The sequence below is a fragment of the Streptomyces sp. NPDC048481 genome (assembly GCF_043200075.1).
GTDB lineage: Bacteria > Actinomycetota > Actinomycetes > Streptomycetales > Streptomycetaceae > Streptomyces.
This window is the reverse complement of sequence record NZ_JBICXC010000001.1, coordinates 1,377,019-1,398,194: the sequence shown is the minus strand read 5'-3', so window position 1 is coordinate 1,398,194 and position 21,176 is coordinate 1,377,019. Positions and strand designations below refer to the sequence as shown.

At 74.3% G+C, this 21,176-nt stretch carries 19 protein-coding genes and 1 riboswitch; of the genes, 9 read left to right on the top strand and 10 right to left on the bottom strand.

The genetic code is table 11. From position 1 onward, the window contains the following. Positions 1 to 5: 5 nt before the first annotated feature. Genes ACGFSH_RS05995 through ACGFSH_RS05980 form a run of 4 tightly spaced genes read right to left on the bottom strand, consistent with a single transcriptional unit; the run spans position 6 to position 1,786 of the window. Positions 6 to 638, bottom strand: a complete 633-nt coding sequence (locus tag ACGFSH_RS05995) for a DUF6286 domain-containing protein (protein WP_393345353.1) — start codon at positions 636 to 638, stop codon at positions 6 to 8. Beyond that, the gene (locus tag ACGFSH_RS05990) at positions 635 to 1,066 is read right to left on the bottom strand and encodes an Asp23/Gls24 family envelope stress response protein (protein WP_393345351.1); all 432 of its coding nucleotides are present in this window, start codon (positions 1,064 to 1,066) and stop codon (positions 635 to 637) included. Before ACGFSH_RS05990 ends, ACGFSH_RS05995 begins: the two co-directional genes overlap by 4 nt. Further along, positions 1,063 to 1,248, bottom strand: coding sequence for a hypothetical protein (locus ACGFSH_RS05985; RefSeq protein ID WP_393345349.1), 186 nt, complete (start codon positions 1,246 to 1,248; stop codon positions 1,063 to 1,065). Before ACGFSH_RS05985 ends, ACGFSH_RS05990 begins: the two co-directional genes overlap by 4 nt. 55 nt (positions 1,249 to 1,303) lie before the next feature. After that, a complete protein-coding gene (locus tag ACGFSH_RS05980) occupies positions 1,304 to 1,786 on the bottom strand; it encodes an Asp23/Gls24 family envelope stress response protein (RefSeq protein WP_393345347.1) in 483 nt (160 codons plus the stop codon). Positions 1,787 to 1,882: 96 nt separating this feature from the next. On the opposite strand from ACGFSH_RS05980, the gene ACGFSH_RS05975 reads away from it, so the two are divergent. Next, entirely contained in the window at positions 1,883 to 2,596 is a 714-nt protein-coding gene (locus ACGFSH_RS05975) for a nucleopolyhedrovirus P10 family protein (RefSeq protein ID WP_393345345.1), read from the top strand. A 22-nt stretch (positions 2,597 to 2,618) separates the two neighbouring features. Here ACGFSH_RS05975 and ACGFSH_RS05970 read toward each other — a convergent pair whose 3' ends face one another. The 3 genes from ACGFSH_RS05970 to ACGFSH_RS05960 form a co-directional block, all read right to left on the bottom strand. Beyond that, positions 2,619 to 3,422, bottom strand: a complete 804-nt coding sequence (locus tag ACGFSH_RS05970) for an enoyl-CoA hydratase/isomerase family protein (RefSeq protein WP_393345343.1) — start codon at positions 3,420 to 3,422, stop codon at positions 2,619 to 2,621. 119 nt (positions 3,423 to 3,541) lie between these two features. After that, positions 3,542 to 3,763, bottom strand: coding sequence for a helix-turn-helix domain-containing protein (locus ACGFSH_RS05965; RefSeq protein WP_004002281.1), 222 nt, complete (start codon positions 3,761 to 3,763; stop codon positions 3,542 to 3,544). Positions 3,764 to 4,085: 322 nt separating this feature from the next. After that, positions 4,086 to 5,684 (bottom strand): ABC-F family ATP-binding cassette domain-containing protein, encoded by a 1,599-nt coding sequence (locus ACGFSH_RS05960; protein ID WP_329408527.1) that lies wholly within the window; start codon positions 5,682 to 5,684, stop codon positions 4,086 to 4,088. A gap of 351 nt (positions 5,685 to 6,035) precedes the next feature. On the opposite strand from ACGFSH_RS05960, the gene ACGFSH_RS05955 reads away from it, so the two are divergent. Further along, positions 6,036 to 6,473 (top strand): VOC family protein, encoded by a 438-nt coding sequence (locus ACGFSH_RS05955; protein ID WP_393345341.1) that lies wholly within the window; start codon positions 6,036 to 6,038, stop codon positions 6,471 to 6,473. Positions 6,474 to 6,551: 78 nt separating this feature from the next. Here the strand turns inward: ACGFSH_RS05955 and ACGFSH_RS05950 are convergent, their stop codons facing one another. The 3 genes from ACGFSH_RS05950 to ACGFSH_RS05940 all read right to left on the bottom strand — a co-directional run bounded on the left by ACGFSH_RS05950 (position 6,552) and on the right by ACGFSH_RS05940 (position 10,186). Then, positions 6,552 to 7,988 (bottom strand): hypothetical protein, encoded by a 1,437-nt coding sequence (locus ACGFSH_RS05950; protein WP_393345339.1) that lies wholly within the window; start codon positions 7,986 to 7,988, stop codon positions 6,552 to 6,554. Positions 7,989 to 8,168: 180 nt separating this feature from the next. After that, positions 8,169 to 9,305 (bottom strand): alpha/beta hydrolase, encoded by a 1,137-nt coding sequence (locus ACGFSH_RS05945; RefSeq protein WP_393345337.1) that lies wholly within the window; start codon positions 9,303 to 9,305, stop codon positions 8,169 to 8,171. A gap of 149 nt (positions 9,306 to 9,454) precedes the next feature. Then, positions 9,455 to 10,186: a class II aldolase/adducin family protein gene (locus tag ACGFSH_RS05940; RefSeq protein WP_393345335.1), complete on the bottom strand. Its 732-nt coding sequence runs from the start codon at positions 10,184 to 10,186 to the stop codon at positions 9,455 to 9,457. A 241-nt stretch (positions 10,187 to 10,427) separates the two neighbouring features. On the opposite strand from ACGFSH_RS05940, the gene ACGFSH_RS05935 reads away from it, so the two are divergent. The 7 genes from ACGFSH_RS05935 (at position 10,428) to cobO (ending at position 21,176) form a co-directional block, all read left to right on the top strand. After that, on the top strand, positions 10,428 to 11,696 hold the full coding sequence (locus ACGFSH_RS05935; protein ID WP_393345333.1) for an anion permease: 1,269 nt from the start codon (positions 10,428 to 10,430) through the stop codon (positions 11,694 to 11,696). A 34-nt stretch (positions 11,697 to 11,730) separates the two neighbouring features. Then, positions 11,731 to 11,952 carry a hypothetical protein gene (locus ACGFSH_RS05930; protein ID WP_393345331.1) on the top strand — a complete coding sequence of 74 codons (222 nt, stop codon included), beginning with the start codon at positions 11,731 to 11,733 and terminating at the stop codon, positions 11,950 to 11,952. 167 nt (positions 11,953 to 12,119) lie between these two features. After that, positions 12,120 to 12,262, top strand: a riboswitch (cobalamin riboswitch). 107 nt (positions 12,263 to 12,369) lie between these two features. Next, complete coding sequence (locus tag ACGFSH_RS05925; RefSeq protein WP_393345329.1) at positions 12,370 to 13,335, top strand: cobalamin biosynthesis protein; 966 nt, start codon at positions 12,370 to 12,372, stop codon at positions 13,333 to 13,335. Then, positions 13,332 to 14,864, top strand: coding sequence for a cobyric acid synthase (locus tag ACGFSH_RS05920; protein ID WP_393345327.1), 1,533 nt, complete (start codon positions 13,332 to 13,334; stop codon positions 14,862 to 14,864). The genes ACGFSH_RS05925 and ACGFSH_RS05920 overlap by 4 nt, the downstream gene beginning before the upstream one ends. Further along, the gene (gene cobN / locus ACGFSH_RS05915) at positions 14,861 to 18,517 is read left to right on the top strand and encodes a cobaltochelatase subunit CobN (protein WP_393345325.1); all 3,657 of its coding nucleotides are present in this window, start codon (positions 14,861 to 14,863) and stop codon (positions 18,515 to 18,517) included. Before ACGFSH_RS05920 ends, cobN begins: the two co-directional genes overlap by 4 nt. Then, positions 18,514 to 20,568, top strand: coding sequence for a putative cobaltochelatase (locus ACGFSH_RS05910; protein ID WP_393345323.1), 2,055 nt, complete (start codon positions 18,514 to 18,516; stop codon positions 20,566 to 20,568). The genes cobN and ACGFSH_RS05910 overlap by 4 nt, the downstream gene beginning before the upstream one ends. Beyond that, positions 20,568 to 21,176 (top strand): cob(I)yrinic acid a,c-diamide adenosyltransferase, encoded by a 609-nt coding sequence (cobO, locus tag ACGFSH_RS05905; protein ID WP_393345321.1) that lies wholly within the window; start codon positions 20,568 to 20,570, stop codon positions 21,174 to 21,176. Before ACGFSH_RS05910 ends, cobO begins: the two co-directional genes overlap by 1 nt.

Below are 21,176 nucleotides of genomic sequence, written 5' to 3'. Positions count from 1 at the left end.
CGCCGTCACCCCTTCTTCCCCGGCCGGCGCACATGGACCGACAGGCGGGGCGGCCGGGCCAGGCCCAGGCCGCGGATCGCGTCGGTGAGGACGGTGTCCAGGTCCGCGTGGACGTCGTCCAGGTCGCGGAAGTGGCAGACGGCGCGGACGTCGGCCCTGCGCCGGCGCACGCGCACCCGGGCCGACTGCACGCCCGCGATCTCCATGGCCCGGTCGCGCAGCACCAGCCCGGCGGCGTCCCGGTGCAGGCCGGCGCGGACGTCGGGGTGGGGGCGGCTCATGGGCAGGACGTGCCGCAGGCCCGGCGTGACGGCCAGGACGACCAGCCACAGGCCGAGGGCGGCGGCGACGCCCGCGCCGACGAGCACCCAGACGTCGTCCAGCGGACGCTCGGCGAGCTGGCGGGCGAGGGCGCGCCGCCAGGCCATGGCGGGCCGGTGGGCGCGAACCTCGGCGACGTCGTAGAGGAAGGCGCCCGCGACGACCAGCAGCAGCGCCGCGACGACGGCGGCCGGCGCCCGGCGGGCCGACCAGAAGCGGTGCTCGGCGGGTGCCGCGGCCGGTTCGGGGGCGTGTTCCTGTGCGGGCTTGTCCAGTACGGGCACCGCGCCGGCCGGTGGGCCGTCGGGCTCGCTCATCGTGTCCTCCCCTGCGCCGCGCCGGGCGTCGATGTCAGGTGCAGCCGTTCCACCTGGACGGCGACCTCCGGAACCTCCATTCCCACCAACGCGCCTACCCGCTCGGCGACATGTCGACGCACCTCGTGGCAGCGGGCCCCGATGTCGGTGGGATAGCCGAGTTCCAGATGGATCCGGACGTGCGCCGCGTCCACCGGGAGCCCGCCGGACGACGGGGGGCGCGCGTGGGGGCGGACGACGACGGTGGCGTGCGGGGGCCCGGCGTCCGCGGGCAGCGGGCCGACCGCCTCCCGTGCCGCCCGGGTGGCGACCTTCGCCACGACCCGGTCGGCGATGCGGGTCGCGCCGCGCCGGTGCGCGGGGACGGCGGACGGACGGCTGCCGGCGTCGTCGTCGCCCCCTCGGGGCTCGGTGGCCACGGGCGTCACCTGCGGCGGTCGTCGCGGGAGCGGAACAGGTCGCCGAGGTCCAGGTCCCCTTCCAGGAACCGGCCGACGACGAACCCGATGGCGCCCAGGGCCGCCACCAGCAGGAATGCCCCGAACCCGCCGAAGTATCCGGCGAAGCCCAGCGCGATGCCGGCGATCATGCCGACCACGGCCATGCTCAAGATGCTCTCCCCTCGGCGGTCCGGTCACCCGGGTCCGCTGCCTGTCGGTGCCGGGTCACTGGATCCGGGGCTGCTCGGGTTCCTCGTCCTCGTCGTCGGGCAGTTTGACGTCGCTCACGGCGATGTTGACCTCGACGACCTCAAGGCCCGTCATGCGCTCCACGGCGGCGATCACGTTCTCCCGCACGGCCTGGGCGACGTCGGCGATGGCCACGCCGTAGTCGACGACGATCTCCAGGTCGAGCGCGGTCTGCACCTCGCCCACCTCGGCCTTCACGCCCCGGGTGACGGACTTGGAGCCGCCGGGCACCCGGTCGCGCACGGCGCCGAAGGTGCGGCTGAGGCCGCTGCCCATGGTGTGGACCCCGAGCACGTCCCGGGCCGCGAGACCGGCGATCTTCTCCACGACCCCGTCGGCGATGGTGGTGCGTCCGCGGGTCGCCGGGTCCCCGCCGCCGCGTCGGGCCGTCCTGCGGTTCTGCGGCTCACCGCCGCCGTCGGTGGTCTGCGTGCGGTTCTGCTCGACTGCCTCGGTCATCGCCGTACGTCCTTACGTCCGGTTCCTTTTCATCCCCTTCGACCACGTTAAGCGCGGTTGCTCCTCCTCGCTCCGCCGATGCGGCACGCTGGAGTGATGACGGTGGACGGATGGACGAGCGCGGTACGGCACCAGCTGGGCCTGGGCAGACTCCTGCCGCTGGGCGGGCCGCGGGACGGTGCGTGGATCACGGAGGCGGCGGCCACGGCGGTACTGCGGCGGGCGGTACGCCATATGGAGGGGGTCCGGCTGGACGCGCTGCGCCTGGCCGCGGCCGAACCGGAGACGGCGCGGGAGCCCGCCGTACCGCCTCCGCCCGGCGCGCAGCCGCCCGGGCCGGTGCGGGTCGCGGCGGACATCGCCGTGTTCGCGTCCGAGCCGCTGCCCGCGACGGCGTCCCGGCTGCGGGAGGCCCTGGCGGCGGCCGCGGCGGAGCGGCTCGGCCTGGCGGTGTCGGAGGTGGACCTCAGGGTGACGGCCCTGCTGGACGAGGAGCGGGCGCCGGAGGCGGCAGGGCCCGGGCCCGAACCCCCGCCGGTCGGGACGGCGCAGCACGGCGACGAGGCCCGGGCGACGGTCGCCGCCCTGTCCGTGGCGGGGGTGACGCGGCTGACCGACGTGGTCGGCAGGGCGGTGCGCATCGAGGAACGCGAGCACGCGGCCGCCCTGCCGCACCGCCACGCGCGCGTGGAGATCGCGGTGAGCGCGCGGCACCGGGCTCTGGACGTGGCCCGGCAGGTGCGCGCGGCGGTGTCGGAGGCGCTACGGGATCATCCGACGGTGGCCGTGCTGGTCACGGCCGTGGAGTGAGCGCGGTGCGCGGGGGTTTCACTCATTCGCCGATTCCGGCCAGGTCGCGCAGCCGGCGGCCCTGGGCGGCGCGCTCGGCGGCGCGCTGCTCGTCGTAGGTGCGGCCGCCCGCGCCGCGCAGCAGCGCCTTGGTCTCGATGACGGCCTCGCGGGGCGCGGCCAGGATCGACGCGGCCAGGTCACGGACGGTGGTGTCGAGGTCGGCTGCGGGCACGGCGGCGTTGGCCAGGCCGCTGCTCACCGCCTCCTCGGCGTGGACGAACCGGCCGGTGACGCAGATCTCGACCGCGCGGCCGTAGCCGACGAGGGAGACGAGGGGGTGCGTGCCCGTCAGGTCCGGGACCAGTCCGAGGCTGGTCTCACGCATGGCGAACTGCACGTCGTCGGCGACGACGCGCAGGTCACAGGCGAGGGCCAGCTGGAAGCCCGCGCCGATGGCGTGGCCCTGGACGGCGGCGATGGACACGACGTCGTTGCGCCGCCACCAGGTGAAGCCCTCCTGGAATCCGGCGATGGCGGCGTCGAGTTCGGCGTCGCCGCTGCGTGCGAGATCGATGAAGGACGGTTCGCCCTCGATCCCCTCGGGCGTGAACATCTGCCGGTCGAGTCCGGCGGAGAAGGACTTGCCCTCGCCGCGCAGCACGACGACGCGGACGGAGCCCGGCACCAGCCGGCCGGCTTCGGCGAGGGCTCGCCACATGGCGGGGCTCTGCGCGTTGCGTTTGGCCGGGTTGGTCAGCGTCACCGTGGCGAGCGCGTCGTCGACGGTGAGCCGTACGCCGTCCTTGTCGAGCAGGGGAACGAGTTCCTGGTCGGGCGTGGCCATGGGGCGCCTCCGGTGGGTGCGGTCAGCTAGCGGTCAGCTAAGTGACTGCACAGTAACCACCCGGCCGATCGGATCACCGACCGGGTGGCCACCGTCGTAGCCGATGGGCCGCCCGGAGGTCAGGACGAGGCGGCCTTCTTGCCTCGGGTCGCCCCGCCACGCCCACGGAGCGTGACGCCCGACTCGCTGAGCATCCGGTGCACGAAGCCATACGAGCGGCCGGTCTCCTCGGCCAGCGCCCGGATGCTCGCACCGGAGTCGTACTTCTTCTTCAGGTCTGCCGCGAGCTTGTCGCGCGCGGCGCCGGTCACCCGGCTGCCCTTCTTCAGAGTCTCGGCCACCCGTGCCTCCTCATGGGAAGTGCGCTCTGGTCTCCTCATGATCACCCCTCCGGGACGGGATGGCCACCCATTCGGCAAGGTCCGTGCGAGACGGTTTTGACGACAGGAGTGCGCCCCCACAAGCGGAATGCCGAATTCCAGGTGGCCGCGTTCGTACCGCCGAACGGGTTCTCCCGGGAAACACCAGGTCAGAGACGCGGAACGGCCGACCCCTTGTCGACAAAGGGATCGGCCGTGAAATCGGTGTATGACACACCTCGATACGAGGAGATCTCACACAGATGATGGATCACCGATGGGCCGAATGATCCATTGCCGATGATCAAGCCAGGGCGACGAGATCCGCGTAGTCCGAACCCCACAGGTCCTCGACGCCGTCCGGCAGCAGGATGATCCGCTCCGGCTGGAGCGCCTCCACCGCGCCCTCGTCGTGGGTGACGAGGACGACCGCGCCCTTGTAGGTGCGCAGCGCGCCGAGGATCTCCTCGCGGCTGGCCGGGTCGAGGTTGTTGGTGGGCTCGTCGAGGAGCAGGACGTTGGCGGAGGAGACCACGAGGGTGGCCAGGGCCAGCCGGGTCTTCTCGCCGCCGGAGAGCACGCCGGCCGGCTTGTCCACGTCGTCGCCGGAGAACAGGAACGAGCCCAGCACCTTGCGCACCTCGACCAGGTCCAGGTCGGGGGCCGCGGAGCGCATGTTCTCCAGGACCGAGCGCTCGGGGTCGAGGGTCTCGTGCTCCTGGGCGTAGTAGCCGAGCTTGAGGCCGTGGCCCTCGATGACCTCGCCGGTGTCGGGCTTCTCTGCGCCGCCGAGCAGCCGCAGCAGGGTCGTCTTGCCGGCGCCGTTCAGCCCGAGGATGACGACCCGCGATCCCTTGTCGATGGCCAGGTCGACGTCGGTGAAGATCTCCAGCGAGCCGTAGGACTTCGACAGGCCCTCGGCCATCAGCGGCGTCTTGCCGCAGGGGGCGGGCTCGGGGAAGCGGAGCTTGGCGACCTTGTCGGAGACGCGGACCGCCTCCAGGCCGGAGAGCAGCTTGTCGGCGCGGCGGGCCATGTTCTGCGCGGCGACCGTCTTGGTGGCCTTGGCGCGCATCTTGTCGGCCTGCGAGTGCAGCGCGGCGGCCTTCTTCTCGGCGTTCTGCCGCTCGCGCTTGCGGCGCTTCTCGTCCGACTCGCGCTGCTGCTGGTAGAGCCGCCAGCCCATGTTGTAGACGTCGATCTGGGACCGGTTGGCGTCCAGGTAGAAGACCTTGTTGACGACCGTCTCGACCAGGTCGACGTCGTGGCTGATGACGATGAAGCCGCCGCGGTAGGTCTTGAGGTAGTCGCGCAGCCAGACGATGGAGTCGGCGTCGAGGTGGTTGGTGGGCTCGTCGAGGAGCAGGGTGTCCGCGTCGGAGAACAGGATGCGGGCCAGTTCCACGCGGCGGCGCTGGCCGCCGGAGAGCGTGTGCAGGGGCTGGCCCAGCACACGGTCGGGCAGGTTGAGCGCGGCGGCGATGGTGGCGGCCTCGGCCTCGGCGGCGTACCCGCCCTTGGTGAGGAACTCCGTCTCCTGGCGCTCGTACTGGCGCATCGCCTTGTCGCGGGTGGCGCCGCTGCCGTTGGCGATGCGCTGCTCGTTCTCGCGCATCTTGCGGATCAGGGTGTCCAGTCCGCGCGCGGAGAGGATGCGGTCGCGGGCCAGGACGTCGAGGTCGCCGGTGCGCGGGTCCTGCGGGAGGTAGCCGACCTCGCCGGAGCGGGTCACCTGACCGGCGGCCGGGATGCCCTCACCGGCGAGGACCTTGGTCAGGGTGGTCTTGCCGGCGCCGTTGCGCCCGACCAGACCGATGCGGTCGCCCTTGGCCACACGGAAGGAGGCGTTCTCGATGAGGATGCGGGCGCCGGCGCGCAGCTCGATGCCGGAGGCGGAGATCACGGACAGACTCCAGAGCGGGGATGATTGACGGGATGGGCGGCTGAGGACGTTCCCGCCGTCTAATGCGCGAGGAGAATGGCCATGACGACAGTCTAACGGGACCGTGCAAGCACTTTTTCTGGCCCAGGCGTTCGGTCCCGCCGGATCACCGGGGCCCGGACGGTCCGTGGCTCCCCCGGCCCGCGCGGCCCGCCCGTCGGCGCAGGCCGGGACGTTGTCGCTGCCGGGTGCCAGACTGGGACCGGGCCGGAAATCCGTCAGGAATCACACCCCGGTCCCCGGTCCGCACCGGCAGGGACCGGCCCGGACCACAGCCGGCGGAACACGCGACACGGCCCACCATCACGGCTCATGGATCACAAGGGAGTGATCGGCATGGCAGCGGCGAACGGCGGACGTCCCAGTCTCTTCCCGACGGTGTTGTACGCCGACGCGAAGGCGGCGATCCGGCAGCTCACCGAGGCGCTGGGCTTCACCGAGCTGTCCGTGTACGAGGGGGAGGACGGCTCGGTCATGCACGCCGAACTCGTGCAGGGCAACGGCGCGGTGATGCTGGGCTCCAAGGGGCGCGGCGGCGTCTTCGACACGGCGATGAAGGACGCGGGCCCGGCCGGCGTGTACGTCGTGGTGGACGACGTCGACGCGCATCACCGGCGGGCCGTGGAGCACGGCGCAGAGATCCTGATGCCCCCGACGGACCAGGAGTACGGCTCGCGGGACTACATGGCCCGCGATCTCGAGGGCAACCTCTGGAGCTTCGGCACGTACGCCCCGGAGATACCGGGCTGACGGCTCACACGCGGCCCGCTCGCGCGCGGCCCGTGCGCCGCGAGCCGTCGGCCGCGCGCCACCGTCACCGGGGCCCGGTCAGCTGCCGCCGGTGTGCACCTGGAAGGCGGCCCGGCGCACGGCCTTGGCCAGTGCCGGGTCGGGGTGCGCGGCGGCCAGCGCCACCAGCACCTGCACGGTGCGCGGATGCCCGACGGCCCGCACCTCGGCCAGCAGGGCCGGCACGGTCGGCTGAAGCGCGGACTCCAGGTGGCGCACCAGCATCGGCGCCTCGCCGTGGTCGGCGACGGCCGCGGCGGTGTCGACCCACAGCCAGGTGGCCTCCTCCCGGGTGAGGACCTCGTGGGCGTCCTCGGGGTCGACGCCGTCGTGCTCGGCGAGCCACAGCAGGGCGTACGGCCGCAGGGCGGGCTCGTCCACGACCGCGCGGACGTCGGGCTCGGCCGGGGCGCCCACGACGCGCAGAGCCTCGAAGGCCAGGCCGCGCAGCAGGGCGTCGTCGCCGCGGGCGGCCAGCAGCAGTTCGCTGACAGCGCTGCCGACGGTGCGGGCGGCGAGCCAGGCGCGGTACTCGGCGCGGGCCGCGTTGGGCCGCAGCTGGGCGCAGCCGCGGAGCATGGCCTCGGCCGACTGCTCGATGTTCCCGGCGGGGCTCTGCGCGGCGACGCAGATCTGCTCCAGCTTGACCCAGACCGCCCAGCTGCCCAGCGGCGTGAGGGTGGCGTGCGCGTCGCCGTAGGTGAGGGCGCCCACGGAGGCGAGGGCGCGCAGGGCCCAGTCGAGGAGGGGGGCGAGTTCGGCGTCCCTGGCGGGCTCGGCCGGCTCGACGTCGGCGGAGGTGACCGGGGCGAGCGGCGTCGCGGGTTCGGAGCCGGCGCTGTAGGGGACCTCGCAGCGTTCGGTGCGCAGTTCGGTGACGCGCTGGCGCAGCAGGTCCAGCAACTGCTCGACGGGGACGGGCCCGGCGGACAGCTGGAGGAAGGAGAGGACCTGGGGCATGGCCGAGACGACCTCGGCGACCGCGCCCGGCTCCTGGTCCACGGGTTCCGGGGAGGCCAGGGACCAGGCGTCGAACAGGGCGACCCAGCCGCGCAGGACGGCGCTGTCGTCGCGGTTCCAGGCGCGCAGCCGCCAGCCGGGGCGGGCGCTGTCGCCGTGCACCTCGACGAGGCCGGCGAGCCGGGCGGTGTCCCAGTCGGCGCGGATCCGGTCGGTGGTCAGGCCCAGATCGGCGGCGGCCCGCCGGGCGGTCGCGTCGGAGAGCGTGGCCTTGCCGTCGGTGGTCGCGGCGTCTCGGCCGGGGCCGAGGGCGTTGTCGGCCCAGCGGGCGACGCGGGCCGCGGCGGCCAGTCCGGAGCGCGCCATTCTGGCCAGCTCCGCGGGCGCCGGAGTGCCCTCCGGCGGGCGGGGGGCGGGGCGGCGCGGGCGCCGCTCGTTCACAGCTGAGGGGGCGGCGGCCAGGGGTCGCGGGCGGACGAGTCGAAGCCTGGAGTCGCGCGGGATACGGGACGTCACGGGTGCAGTCTTCCGGTTGACGGTCCGAAAACCCAAACGGAATGCCCCGGCGGGCCGGTGGACCGCCCGGCGGCCGGGGTGGAGCGAGGGCGGCTCGGCGCGTTCAGGCCATTGGTACGGACTTAAACGGAACCTTCGCGGCCGTGCGGGGCGGACCGGCGGCGGGGCGGGGGCGCGGGCTCACATCAACGGGGTCAGGAAGCGGCGCAGCGCCTCCTCGTAGGCGGCGGGGTCGGCGTTCCACATGGCGCCGTGCGGGGCGCCCGGCACGGTGTGCAGGGTGACGAGGTCGGGCCGGCGGGCGGCGAGGCGGCGCGAGAGGCCCCAGGGGGCGACCGCGTCGTCGGGTCCGTGCACGATCAGCGCCGGCACCCGCAGCCGGCCGGAGGCGGCGGCCGCGGCCGCGGGGTCGCCGGCGCCGGGGCGCAGGCCGGTGCGGCCCTCGGCGGCGCGGACGGCGAGCGGCAGCAGGGCCCCGGGGGTGTGCCGGGCGGCGGCGAGGGCACGCAGCGTGGTCCGCCAGTCGAGGACCGGGGAGTCCAGCACGAGCCCCGACACGAGGTCGCGCAGGCCCGAGTCGGCGGCGGCGCGCAGCGCCATGGCGGCGCCGGTGGACCAGCCGAGCAGGACGACGCGTTCCGCGCCGTAGCGCACGGCGTACCGCATGGCCGCGTCGAGGTCGCGCCACTCGGTCGCGCCGAGGTGGTTCAGCCCGTCGGGCGAGCGGGGGGCGCCGAGGTCGCCGCGGTAGGCGAGGGCGAGGACGGGGAAGCGGCGGCGGTGCAGGAAGCCCATGAGGTTCAGGGCGTGTTCCCTGGTGGCGCCGAGGCCGTGCACGGCGATCACCCAGGTGCGGCGGGCGCCGGGCACGAACCAGGCGGGCAGGTTGCCCAGTTCGCCGGGGACGTCGACGTCGGCGTGGTCCAGGCCGAGGGCACTGCCCGGGTTGCCGACGTGCAGGTTCGGCGTCAGCCAGACCGCGTCCCCGGAGTTCAGCGAGCCGTGGGTGACGCGCTCCAGCCGGCGCACCACGGTGTCGACCGGGTGCGGGGCCGTGGGCAGGACCGGGCCGACGACCGCGTGCGAGCCGTTGCCCGACAGGCCGTAGGCGCCGGGGCGCAGGGCGGCCAGGTCGCGGGTGAGGGTGATCTGTCCGGCTGCCGTGCCGTGCACGGTGAGCCGGGGCTCGGTGGGCAGGGGCCGGCCGGGCGGCGCCTTCAGCGCGGCGTCGCTGGCGAGCCGGCCGACGGCGACACTGGCGGCGCCGGCGGCCAGGGCTGCGGTGACGGCGGCTGCCGTCGCTGTGACAGTGCGCACCCGCCCAGTCTCCAGGCCGAGACCCACGACGGCCAGTGGTGGACCCGCGCGGAGTGACGCCCGCCTGGCAGCGGGCCCGCGCGCGGGGTCACAGACCCCGGCGCGGCGGCCGGACAAGGCGGCGCGGAGGCGGCCGGCCGGGTGCGGGGTCAGGGGTGTTGGCCGTAGGTGCGGAGGCGGCTCGTCGCCCGGGTCAGCTGGGCCTGCGTCAGCAGTGTCGGGGTGTGGCCGGGGACGGACGAGGCCGTGAGCCACAGACGGCACATCCACTCCAGTTGGGCGGTGCGGTCGTAGGCCTGGTCGAGGGTGGCGCCGTGGGTGAGGGTGCCGTGGTTCTGGAGCAGGCAACCACTGCGTCCGTCGAGCGCGCGGAGCATGTTCTCGGCCAGTTCCTCGGTGCCGTAGGTGGCGTAGGGGGCGACCCGGACGGGGCCGCCGAGGGCGCCCGCCATGTAGTGGACGAGGGGGAGTTCCGGGACGAGGGTCGAGACGGCCGTGGCGTGCACGGCGTGGGTGTGGACGACGGCCCCGGCGTCGCAGGAGCGGTACACGGCGAGGTGCATCGGCAGTTCGCTGGTCGGGACCAGGGCGCCGAGCACCTGGCGTCCGGCGAGGTCGACGCCGGTGACGTCGTCCGGGGCGAGCCGGTCGTAGGGCACTCCGGACGGGGTGACCAGCACGGTGTCCGCGACGCGTACGGAGACGTTGCCGCTGGTGCCGACGACGAGGCCGTCGGTCACCGTGCGGCGTGCCGTCGTCACGAGCGCCTCCCAGGCCCGCGCCTCCTCGGGGGTCGCGCGCCGTGTGCGGCGCGGGGTCGGGCCCTGCCCGCCGGGCCCGGGATCCGGGGCGTGCGTCTGCTCGCTTCGCTGCTCGGCCATACCGCGATCCTGCCAGGGCACGGCGGTTCCCGGGGCCGGTCGCGGCGCCTTCCGCGTGCCCGGCGGCGCGGGCCGGCGGGCGAGCGGTCAACTGCCGCGCCGGGCACGGTGGGAGGGCCGTCGGACGGGGCGCGGAACAGCCCCGGAGAACGACACCCCGACGCCCGTCCCAGTTCATCTTCCGTTCACCCGGATTGCCTACGGTCGACACACCAATGACTTCGAACGATTGCCTGGGTAAATGGAAAACTTCTCGCTGATCCTCGCGATTGTGGTTATCACCGCACTCGCGTTCGATTTCACGAACGGTTTCCACGACACCGCCAACGCGATGGCCACGACCATCTCGACCGGTGCACTCAAACCCAAGGTCGCGGTGGCGATGTCCGCCGTGCTGAACCTTGTGGGCGCTTTTCTCTCGGTGGAGGTCGCCAACACGATCTCCAAGGGTCTCGTCGACGAGACCGGCATCCGTCCCGAGGTCATCTTCGCCGCCCTGGTCGGCGCGATCCTCTGGAATCTGCTGACCTGGCTGGTGGGCCTGCCCTCCAGCTCCTCCCACGCCCTCATGGGCGGTCTGATCGGCGCCACCGTCGCCTCCGCCGGAAGCGGTGCGGTCCACGGTGACGTGCTGGTCACCAAGGTGCTGCTGCCGGCGGTGGCGGCGCCGATCGTGGCGGGCGTCGCCGCGATGTTCGCCACCCGGCTGTCGTACACCCTCGGCAAGAAGGCCGACGGCAGGGCCGCCGCGAAGGGCTACCGCACCGGCCAGATCGCCTCGGCCGGGCTGGTCTCCCTCGCGCACGGCACCAACGACGCGCAGAAGACGATGGGCATCATCACCCTCGCCCTGGTCGCGGGCGGCGCCGTGGCCCCCGACTCCGACCCGCCCACCTGGGTCATCCTCTCGGCCGGCATGGCCATCGCGCTCGGCACCTACCTCGGCGGCTGGCGCATCATCCGCACCATGGGCAAGGGCCTGACCGAACTCCAGCCGCAGCAGGGCTTCGCCGCCCAGACCAGCGCCGCCACGGTCATCCTGGCCTCCTCCCACCTCGGCTTCTCCCTCTCCACCACCCACTCGGTCTCCGGTTCGGTGATGGGCGCGGGCCTGGGCCGCAAGGGGGGCGTGGTCCGCTGGTCCACGGCGACCCGCATGTTCGTGGCCTGGGGCCTGACCCTGCCGGCGGCGGCCCTGGTGGGCGCGCTCGCCGAGACGGTGACCGGCCTGGGCGACTGGGGCACGGCCGTGGTGGCCGTCTTCCTGATCGCCTCCAGCGCGGCCATCTGGAAGATCTCCCGGCGCGAGGTCGTCGACGCGTCCAACGTCAACGACGCCGAGGAGCCCGCGGGCGTCGTCACGACGGCGATCGCGGCCGTCGCCCCGCCCCCGGCGGGTTCCCTCGCCGACGATCTGACGGCGACCATCCCCTCCCCGGCCCCGGTCGCGGCATCGGTCGCGGTCCCGGAGTCCGCCGTCCCCGCCGTGCCGCCGGCCGCGGCCGTCTGATCCGGCTCGTCCGGCACGAAGGAAGAGAAGCGTCATGAAGATCGACTGGGCAGCCCTGGGCTCCGTGTTCGGCGTCAGCCTCGTGGTCACCGTGGGACTCGTGGCCCTGTTCACCCTCGGCATCATGGGCCTGTCGCGCCGGGAGCGCGCCACGGCCGAGGGCGGTTCGGCCGCCCTCGCGGTGACGGGCGCGTACGCGTGCTTCGCCGCCTGCGCGGCGGCGGTGGCGTACGGGATCTCCCTGATCGTGGCCTGACGGGCCACCAGGACGCCTGGGCTCCCGGACATCGGGGCAAGGGAAACAGGAACACCGAGGGGTGCGGGACGGGTCGCCGTCCCGCACCCCTTCGCGTGTGACCGCGGCGATCGCCCGCGTGTGGGGTTCTGCACACTCTCCCCCCGCAGGTCAACGGCAAGTTGACGGCCCTTCCGGGCCCGTGGTGGACTGCCCGGGCCATGTACGGCGGCAGAAGAGGAAGCCGGTGTGAATCCGGCGCGGTCCCGCCACTGTCACCGGGGTAGTAACCCCCGGGAGCCAGGAACTCTCGCCGCGGTCTCGTCGAACCAGGGCGTGGACACCCTGAGTGAGGACACATAGCCATGTTCGGCTGCCCGTCGAGCGCCTCGCGCGCCACCCCCAGCCCGTCGGCCGCCCGCACGGCCGGCTGAGCCGATGGGTGCCGATCGCGTTCACGCGTACGGCGCCGCCGCCGGCCTCCTCGGCGACCTGCTCCTCGGCGACCCCCGCCGAGGGCATCCGGTCGCCGCGTTCGGGCGGGCCGCGGGCGCCGTGGAGCGGCTGCTGTGGCGGGACCACCGGGGCTGGGGCGCCCTGCACACCGCGGTGTGCACGGGCGGCGCCGTCGCCCTCGGGGCCGTCGCCGCGCGGACCGTACGCCGCTCCCCCGCCGCGTCCGTCGCCCTGACCGCCGCCGCCACCTGGTCCGTCGTCGGGGGCGCCTCCCTCGTGCGCGAGGCGCGGGGCATCGCGCGCGCCCTGGAGGCCGGGGACGTCGACGAGGCCCGGGAACGGCTGCCGCGGCTGTGCGGGCGCGACCCGCAGGCCCTGGACGCCGACGGGATCGCGCGCGCCGTCGTGGAGTCCGTCGCCGAGAACACCTCCGACGCCGTCGTCGGCGCCCTGGTCTGGGGGGCCGTGGCCGGTGTGCCGGGGCTGGCCGGGTTCCGCGCCGTCAACACCCTCGACGCCATGGTCGGGCACCGGTCGCCGCGCCATCTGCGCTACGGATGGGCGTCGGCGCGGCTCGACGACGTCGCCGGCTGGCCCGGGGCGCGGCTGACCGCCGTGCTCGCCGCGGTCGCCGGGGACGACCCCCGGGGCGCGGTGCGGGCCTGGCGCGCCGACGCCCGCAGGCACCCCAGTCCCAACGCCGGCCCGGTGGAGGCGTCCTTCGCGGGCGCCCTCGGGGTGCGGTTGGGCGGGAGCCTGTCGTACGGCGGCCGGGTCGAGCACCGGCCCGTGCTGAACGGAGCGGCCGGGCGGCCCGTCGTCGCCGGGGACATCGAACGTGCGGCGCGGCTCTCGCGCCGCGTCGGCCTGCTCGCGCTCGGCGTGACCGTCGCCGCGCGCCGGGCCGCGACAAGGGCGCTCGACGCGCGGAAGGGGCATATGTCATGAGCGGGGGCCTGCTGGTGGCCGGCACCACCTCCGACGCCGGCAAGAGCGTCGTCACGGCCGGGATCTGCCGGTGGCTGGTCCGGCAGGGGGTGAAGGTCGCGCCGTTCAAGGCGCAGAACATGTCGCTGAACTCGTTCGTCACGCGCGAGGGCGCCGAGATCGGGCGGGCGCAGGCCATGCAGGCGCAGGCCTGCCGGGTCGAGCCGACCGCGCTGATGAACCCCGTGCTGCTCAAGCCCGGCGGGGAGCGCAGCAGTCAGGTGGTGCTGCTGGGCAAGCCGGTCGGCGAGATGAGCGCCCGCGGCTACCACGGCGGGCGGCAGCAGCAGCTCCTCGGGACCGTTCTCGACTGTCTCGCCGAATTGCGGGGCACGTATGACGCGGTGATCTGTGAGGGGGCCGGGAGTCCCGCCGAGATCAATCTGCGGCGGACGGACATCGTCAACATGGGGATCGCCCGCAATGCCGGGCTGCCCGTGCTGGTCGTGGGCGACATCGACCGCGGCGGGGTCTTCGCCTCGTTCTTCGGGACCGTCGCGCTGCTGTCCCCCGAGGACCAGGCGCTCGTCGCCGGGTTCCTCGTGAACAAGTTCCGCGGCGACGTCTCCCTGCTGGAGCCGGGCCTGGACATGCTGCACGGGCTCACCGGGCGGCGCACGTACGGCGTGCTGCCGTTCCGGCACGGCCTCGGCATCGACGAGGAGGACGGCCTGAGGGTGTCGCTGCGCGGCACCGTGCGCGAGTCGAACACCGCCGCGCCGGTCGGGGAGGACGTGCTGCGCGTCGCCGTCTGCGCGGTCCCGCTGATGTCGAACTTCACGGACGTGGACGCGCTGGCCGCCGAACCCGGCGTCGTGGTGCGGTTCGTGGACCGTCCGGAGGAGCTGGCCGACGCCGACCTGGTGGTGATCCCGGGGACCCGCGGCACGGTGCGGGCGCTGGAGTGGCTGCGTGAACGCGGCCTGGCCGAGGCGATCCTGCGCAGGGCCGCCGAGGGGCGGCCCGTCCTCGGCGTCTGCGGCGGCTTCCAGATCCTCGGCGAGCACATCGAGGACGACGTCGAGAGCCGGCGCGGGCGGGTCGACGGGCTCGGGATCCTCCCCGTCCGGGTGCGGTTCGCCCGCGAGAAGACCCTCACCCGGCCGGTCGGGGAGGCCCTCGGCGAGCGGGTCGAGGGCTACGAGATCCATCACGGGGTCGCCGACGTCAACGGGGGCGACACCTTCATCCGCGACGACGAGGGGCGCGGCCTGGACGGCTGCCGGGTCGGGCAGACCTGGGGCACGCACTGGCACGGCTCGCTGGAGTCGGACGGGTTCCGGCGGGCGTTCCTGCGCGAGGTGGCGGCCGCCGCGGGCCGCCGGTTCACGCCGGCCCCCGACACCTCCTTCGCCGGGCTGCGCGAGGAGCAGCTCGACCGGCTCGGCGACCTGATCGAACAGCACGCGGACACGGACGCGCTCCGGCGGCTCATCGAGTCGGGCGCGCCGCAAGGACTGCCTTTCATTCCACCGGGAGCGCCCGCATGAGCACAGTGTTGTTGTTGTCGACCGCCGACACCGATCTGCTGGCGGCCCGGGCCGCCACCGGCGTCGACTACCGGATCGGCAACCCGACCCGCGTCGACGTCGCGCGGGAACTGCCCGCGCTGCTCGACGGCGCCGGCATCGCCGTCGTCCGGCTGCTCGGCGGGAAGCGCGCCTGGGAGGACGGCCTCGCCGTGCTGAAGGCGTCCGGCGTCCCCACCGTGCTGCTGGGCGGGGAGAGCGTGCCGGACGCCGAGCTGATGGCCGAGTCGTCGGCGCCGGCCGGCGTGGTGGCGGAGGCGCTGCGGTATCTCGTCGCGGGCGGTCCGGCCAACCTGGCCGAGCTGGCGCGCTTCCTGTCCGACACCGTCCTGCTGACCGGCGAGGGGTTCGAGGAGCCGCGCGCGATGCCGGAGTTCGGCGTCCACGGCTCCTACGGACTCCGTGACGGCCGGCCGACCGTGGGCGTGCTGTTCTACCGGGCCCACGAGCTGAGCGGGAACACCGCCTTCGTGGACACCCTGTGCGAAGCGGTCGAGGCGCGCGGGGCCAACGCCCTGCCGGTGTACTGCGGTTCGCTGCGCGGCGCGGACTCCGGGCTGTACGAGATCCTCGGCCGCTGCGACGTCCTGGTCGCCACCGTCCTCGCCGCCGGGGGCGCGCACGCCTCGCAGGCGTCGGCGGGCGGCGACGAGGAGGCCTGGGACGTCGGCGCGCTCGCCGAACTGGACGTGCCGGTGCTCCAGGGGCTGTGCCTGACGTCCTCGCGCGCGGCGTGGGAGGCGTCCGACGCGGCCCTGTCCCCCATGGACGCGGCGATGCAGGTCGCGATCCCGGAGTTCGACGGGCGGATCGTCACGGTCCCGTTCTCCTTCAAGGAGCAGGGGCCCGACGACGTCCCCGTGTACGTCGCCGACCCCGAGCGGGCCGCCCGGGTCGCCGGGATCGCCGTCCGGCACGCCCGGCTGCGGCACAAGCCGAACGGCGAGAAGAAGCTCGCCCTGGTCTTCACCGCCTACCCGACCAAGCACTCGCGGGTCGGCAACGCCGTCGGCCTGGACACGCCCGTCTCGGCCGTGCGCGTGCTCGACGCGCTGCGGGACGCGGGCTACGTGGTGGAGGGGCATCCCGACGACGGCGACGAGCTGATCCACCGGCTCATCGACGCCGGCGGCCACGACGTGGAGTGGCTCACCGAGGAGCAGCTCGCGGCCGCGCCCGCGCGGGTGCCGCTGGCCGACTACCGGGCCTGGTTCGACCGGCTCGACCCCGCGCTGCGCGAGGGCATGCTGGAGGCGTGGGGCGAGCCGCCGGGCTCCCTGTACGTCGACGGCGACGACATCGTGCTGGCCTGCCTGCGGTTCGGCAACGTGGTGGTGATGATCCAGCCGCCGCGCGGGTTCGGCGAGAACCCGATCGCGATCTACCACGACCCCGACATGCCGCCGTCGCACCACTACATGGCCGCCTACCGCTGGCTGGAGAACAGCTTCGGCGCGGACGCGATCGTGCACATGGGCAAGCACGGCACGATGGAGTGGCTGCCGGGCAAGGGGCTCGGGCTGAGCGGCGGCTGCGCGCCGGACGCCGTCCTCGGCGAACTGCCCCTGGTCTACCCGTTCATCGTCAACGACCCGGGTGAGGGCACCCAGGCCAAGCGGCGCGGGCACGCCACCGTCGTCGACCATCTCGTCCCGCCGATGGCGCGGGCGGACACCTACGGCGACCTGGCGAAGCTGGAGCAGCTGCTCGACGAGTACGCGCTGGTCAGTGACCTCGACCCGGCGAAGGCGCCGGCGGTGCGCGCGCAGATCTGGACGCTGGTGAAGGCCGCCGAGCTCCACCACGACCTGCATGTCGACGATCAGCCCGACGACGACGCGTTCGACGAGTTCGTCATGCACATCGACGGCTATCTGTGCGAGATCAAGGACGTGCAGATCCGTGACGGCCTGCACATCCTGGGCGGCGGGCCGGTCGGCGAGGCGCGGGTGAACCTGGTGCTGGCCGTGCTGCGCGCCTCGCAGGTGTGGGGCGGGCAGGCCCACGCGCTGCCGGGTCTGAGGGCGTCGTTCGCGGCCCATTTCGGGCTCGACGAGAAGGAGTTGCTGGCCGAGCCGGGCGCGCCGGTGAAGGCGCCCCTGGAGCTGACCGATCTGGTCGAGGGACCGTCGCGGTCCGCGGCCGACGCGATCGACCTGCTGGAGCAGCTGTGCCGGCGGGTCGCGGAGGGCATGGAGGCGCGGGACTGGGCGGTCGTGGAGTGCGCTGCGCTCGTGCGCGAGGTCGTGGGCGCCGAACTGCCGGACGCCGTCGCGGTGCTGGAGTTCGCCTGCCGTGAGCTGGTGCCCAGGCTCGCCCGGACGACGGACGAGATCGGGCACATCCTCAAGGCGCTGGACGGCGGTTACGTGCCCGCCGGGCCCTCGGGGTCCCCCACCCGCGGTCTGGTCAACGTGCTGCCGACCGGCCGCAACTTCTACTCCGTCGACCCCAAGGCCATTCCGTCCAGGCTGAGCTGGGAGGTCGGGCAGTCACTCGCCGACTCCCTCGTGCAGCGGTACCTGACGGACACCGGCGCGTACCCGAAGTCCGTCGGCCTGACCGTGTGGGGCACGTCGGCGATGCGCACCCAGGGCGACGACATCGCCGAGATCCTGGCGCTGCTGGGCTGCCGCCCGGTCTGGGACGACGCCTCGCGCCGGGTGACCGGTTTCGAGATCGTCCCCCTCGCGGAGCTGAGCCGGCCGCGCATCGACGTCACCGTCCGCATCTCCGGCTTCTTCCGGGACGCGTTCCCGCACGTGGTCGGGCTGATCGACGACGCGGTGCGGGCGGTGGCCGAGCTGGACGAGCCCGCGGACTCCAACTACGTGCGCGCCCACGTCGACGAGGACACGGCCGCTCACGGCGACCGGCGGCGCGCGAGCGCCCGGATCTTCGGCTCCAAGCCGGGGGCGTACGGGGCCGGTCTGCTGCCGCTGATCGACGCCCGCAACTGGCGCTCGGACGCCGACCTCGCCGAGGTGTACGCCGTCTGGGGCGGATACGCCTACGGGCGCGGGCTCGACGGGCGGGCCGCGCGCGGGGACATGGAGACGGCGTTCCGGCGGATCGCCGTGGCCGCGAAGAACGTGGACACCCGCGAGCACGACCTCGTCGACGCCGACGACTACTTCCAGTACCACGGCGGCATGGTCGCCATGGTGCGTCATCTGACGGGCGCCAGCCCCGAGGCGTACGTGGGCGACTCGGCGACTCCGGACCAGGTGAGGACGCGCACGCTGGGCGAGGAGACGCACCGGGTGTTCCGCGCCCGGGTGGTCAACCCGCGCTGGATGGCGGCGATGCGGCGGCACGGCTACAAGGGCGCGTTCGAGATGGCGGCGACCGTCGACTACCTCTTCGGCTACGACGCCACCGCCGGGGTCGTCGACGACTGGATGTACGAGAAGCTCAGCGCGGAGTACGTCTTCGACGCGGACAACCGCGACTTCATGAAGAAGTCCAACCCGTGGGCGCTGCGCGGGATCACGGAACGACTCCTGGAGGCCGCCGACCGCGGTCTGTGGGCGGAGCCGGACGCCGACACGATCGAGCGGCTGCGCGCCACCTACCTGGAGCTGGAAGGCGATCTGGAGGACGACCAGAAGTGAGCACTCCTTTCCCGTTCACGGCCGTGGTCGGCCAGGACGACCTGCGGCTCGCGCTGCTGCTGAACGCCGTGTCGCCGGCGGTGGGCGGCGTGCTGGTCCGCGGCGAGAAGGGCACCGCCAAGTCGACGGCCGTACGGGCCCTGTCGGCGCTGATGCCGGCCCTGGACGTGGTCGTGGGCTGCCGGTTCTCCTGCGACCCCGGCTCCCCCGACCCGGCCTGCCCGGACGGCCCGCACGAGCCGGGGGCGTTCGAGACGCGGCCCGCGCGCACGGTCGAGCTGCCGGTGGGCGCCTCGGAGGACCGGCTGGTCGGCGCCCTCGACATCGAGCGGGCGCTCGCCGAGGGCGTCAAGGCCTTCGAGCCGGGGCTCCTCGCGGACGCGCACCGCGGGATCCTCTACGTCGACGAGGTCAACCTGCTGCACGACCACCTGGTCGACCTGCTGCTGGACGCGGCCGCGATGGGCGCCTCGTACGTGGAGCGCGAGGGCGTCTCCGTGCGGCACGCGGCGCGGTTCCTGCTCGTGGGCACGATGAACCCCGAAGAGGGCGAACTGCGGCCGCAGTTGCTGGACCGGTTCGGGCTGACGGTGGAGGTGGCCGCCTCGCGCGAGCCCGACCTGCGGGTGGAGGTCGTCCGGCGCAGGCTGGCCTACGACGACGATCCGGCCGCCTTCGCCGCGCGCTGGGCGGACGAGGAAACCGCGGTGCGTACGCGGATCGCGGCCGCGCGTGCGCTGCTGCCGTCGGTGCGGCTGGGCGACGCGGCGCTGCGGCAGATCGCGGCGACCTGCGCCGCATTCGAGGTGGACGGCATGCGGGCCGACATCGTCATGGCGCGCACGGCCACCGCGCTGGCCGCCTGGGCCGGGCGCACGGACGTCCTCGCGGAGGACGTGCGGCAGGCCGCGCTGCTGGCGCTGCCGCACCGGCGGCGGCGCAATCCCTTCGACGCGCCGGGCCTCGACGAGGACAAACTCGACGAGACGCTGGAGGAGTTCGGCGGCCGCGACGACTGCGCCCCCGGTGACGACGCCGGCCCACCGGACGACGACCCGGGCGACGACGGCCGCGGCGACGGCGGTCCCGACGACGACGGGCCCGGCGGAGGCGGCGGCCGGCCCGCCCCCGACGCCGCTCCGGACGGCGGTGACGCGGGGGCGCGGCCCGAGGCCGGGCAGGACGGCGCACCGCAGCCGTCGGGGCCCTCCGAGCGGTCGGCCGTACGGGCCGCCGAGCCGTTCCGCACCAAGGTGCTGAGCGTGCCGGGCATCGGCGAGGGGGCCGCCGGACGGCGGTCGCGGGCCCGGACCGAGCACGGCCGCACCACGGGCGCGCGCAGGCCCCGGGGCGCCCTGACCAAGCTGCATCTGGCCGCGACCGTGCAGGCGGCCGCGCCGCACCAGCGGGCACGGGGGCGCAGCGGGCCCGGCCTGGTGGTGCGGCGGGACGATCTGCGGCAGGCGACCCGGGAGGGGCGCGAGGGCAACCTCGTGCTGTTCGTGGTCGACGCCTCCGGGTCGATGGCGGCCCGGCAGCGGATGAGCGCGGTGAAGGGCGCGGTGCTGTCGCTGCTCCTCGACGCCTATCAGCGGCGGGACAAGGTGGGGCTCGTGACGTTCCGGGGGGCCGCGGCCGATCTGGCGCTGCCGCCGACCTCGTCGGTGGACGCCGCCGCCGTGCGGCTGGAGTCGCTGCCCACGGGCGGGCGCACGCCGCTGGCCGCCGGGCTGCTGAAGGCGCACGACGTGCTGCGGGTGGAGCGGCTGCGCGATCCGGCGCGCCGGGCGCTGGTCGTGGTCGTCACCGACGGGCGGGCCACCGGCGGCCCGGAGCCGGTCGCTCTCGCGGGGCGGGCGGCCCGGCTGTTCGCGGCCGACGGCGTCGCCTGCGTGGTCGTGGACTGCGAGTCCGGGCCCGTGCGGCTGGGGCTCGCCGGGCGGCTGGCCGATGAGCTGGGCGGCGCCGCCGTCACGCTGGAGGAGCTGCGGGCGGACTCCATCGCCGGGCTGGTCAAGGACGTGCAGGGGACTTCGAGGAGGGCCGCGTAATGCCGCAGGGACAGCCGAGCGTCGTGCCGGACGACGGACTGACGACCCGCCAGCGCCGCAACCGGCCGCTGGTGGTGGTGCACACCGGCGTCGGCAAGGGCAAGTCGACCGCCGCGTTCGGGCTCGCCCTGCGGGCCTGGAACCAGGGCTGGCCGATCGGGGTGTTCCAGTTCGTCAAGTCGGCGAAGTGGAAGGTCGGCGAGGAGAACGCGCTGCGCGTGCTGGGGGCGTCCGGCGAGGGCGGCTCCGTCGACTGGCACAAGATGGGCGAGGGCTGGTCCTGGGTGCAGCGCGGCCTCCAGGGCGACAACTCGACCAACGAGGAGAAGGCCCGCGAGGGCTGGGAGCAGGTCAAGCGGGACCTGGCCGCCGAGACGTACAAGCTGTACGTGCTCGACGAGTTCGCCTATCCCCTGCACTGGGGCTGGGTCGACGTCGACGAGGTCGTCGAGGTGCTGCGGCACCGGCCGGGCGCCCAGCACGTGGTGATCACCGGGCGCAACGCGCCGGACAAGCTCCTCGACGCCGCCGACCTGGTGACGGACATGTCCAAGGTCAAGCATCCGATGGACGCGGGCCAGAAGGGCCAGCGGGGCATCGAGTGGTGA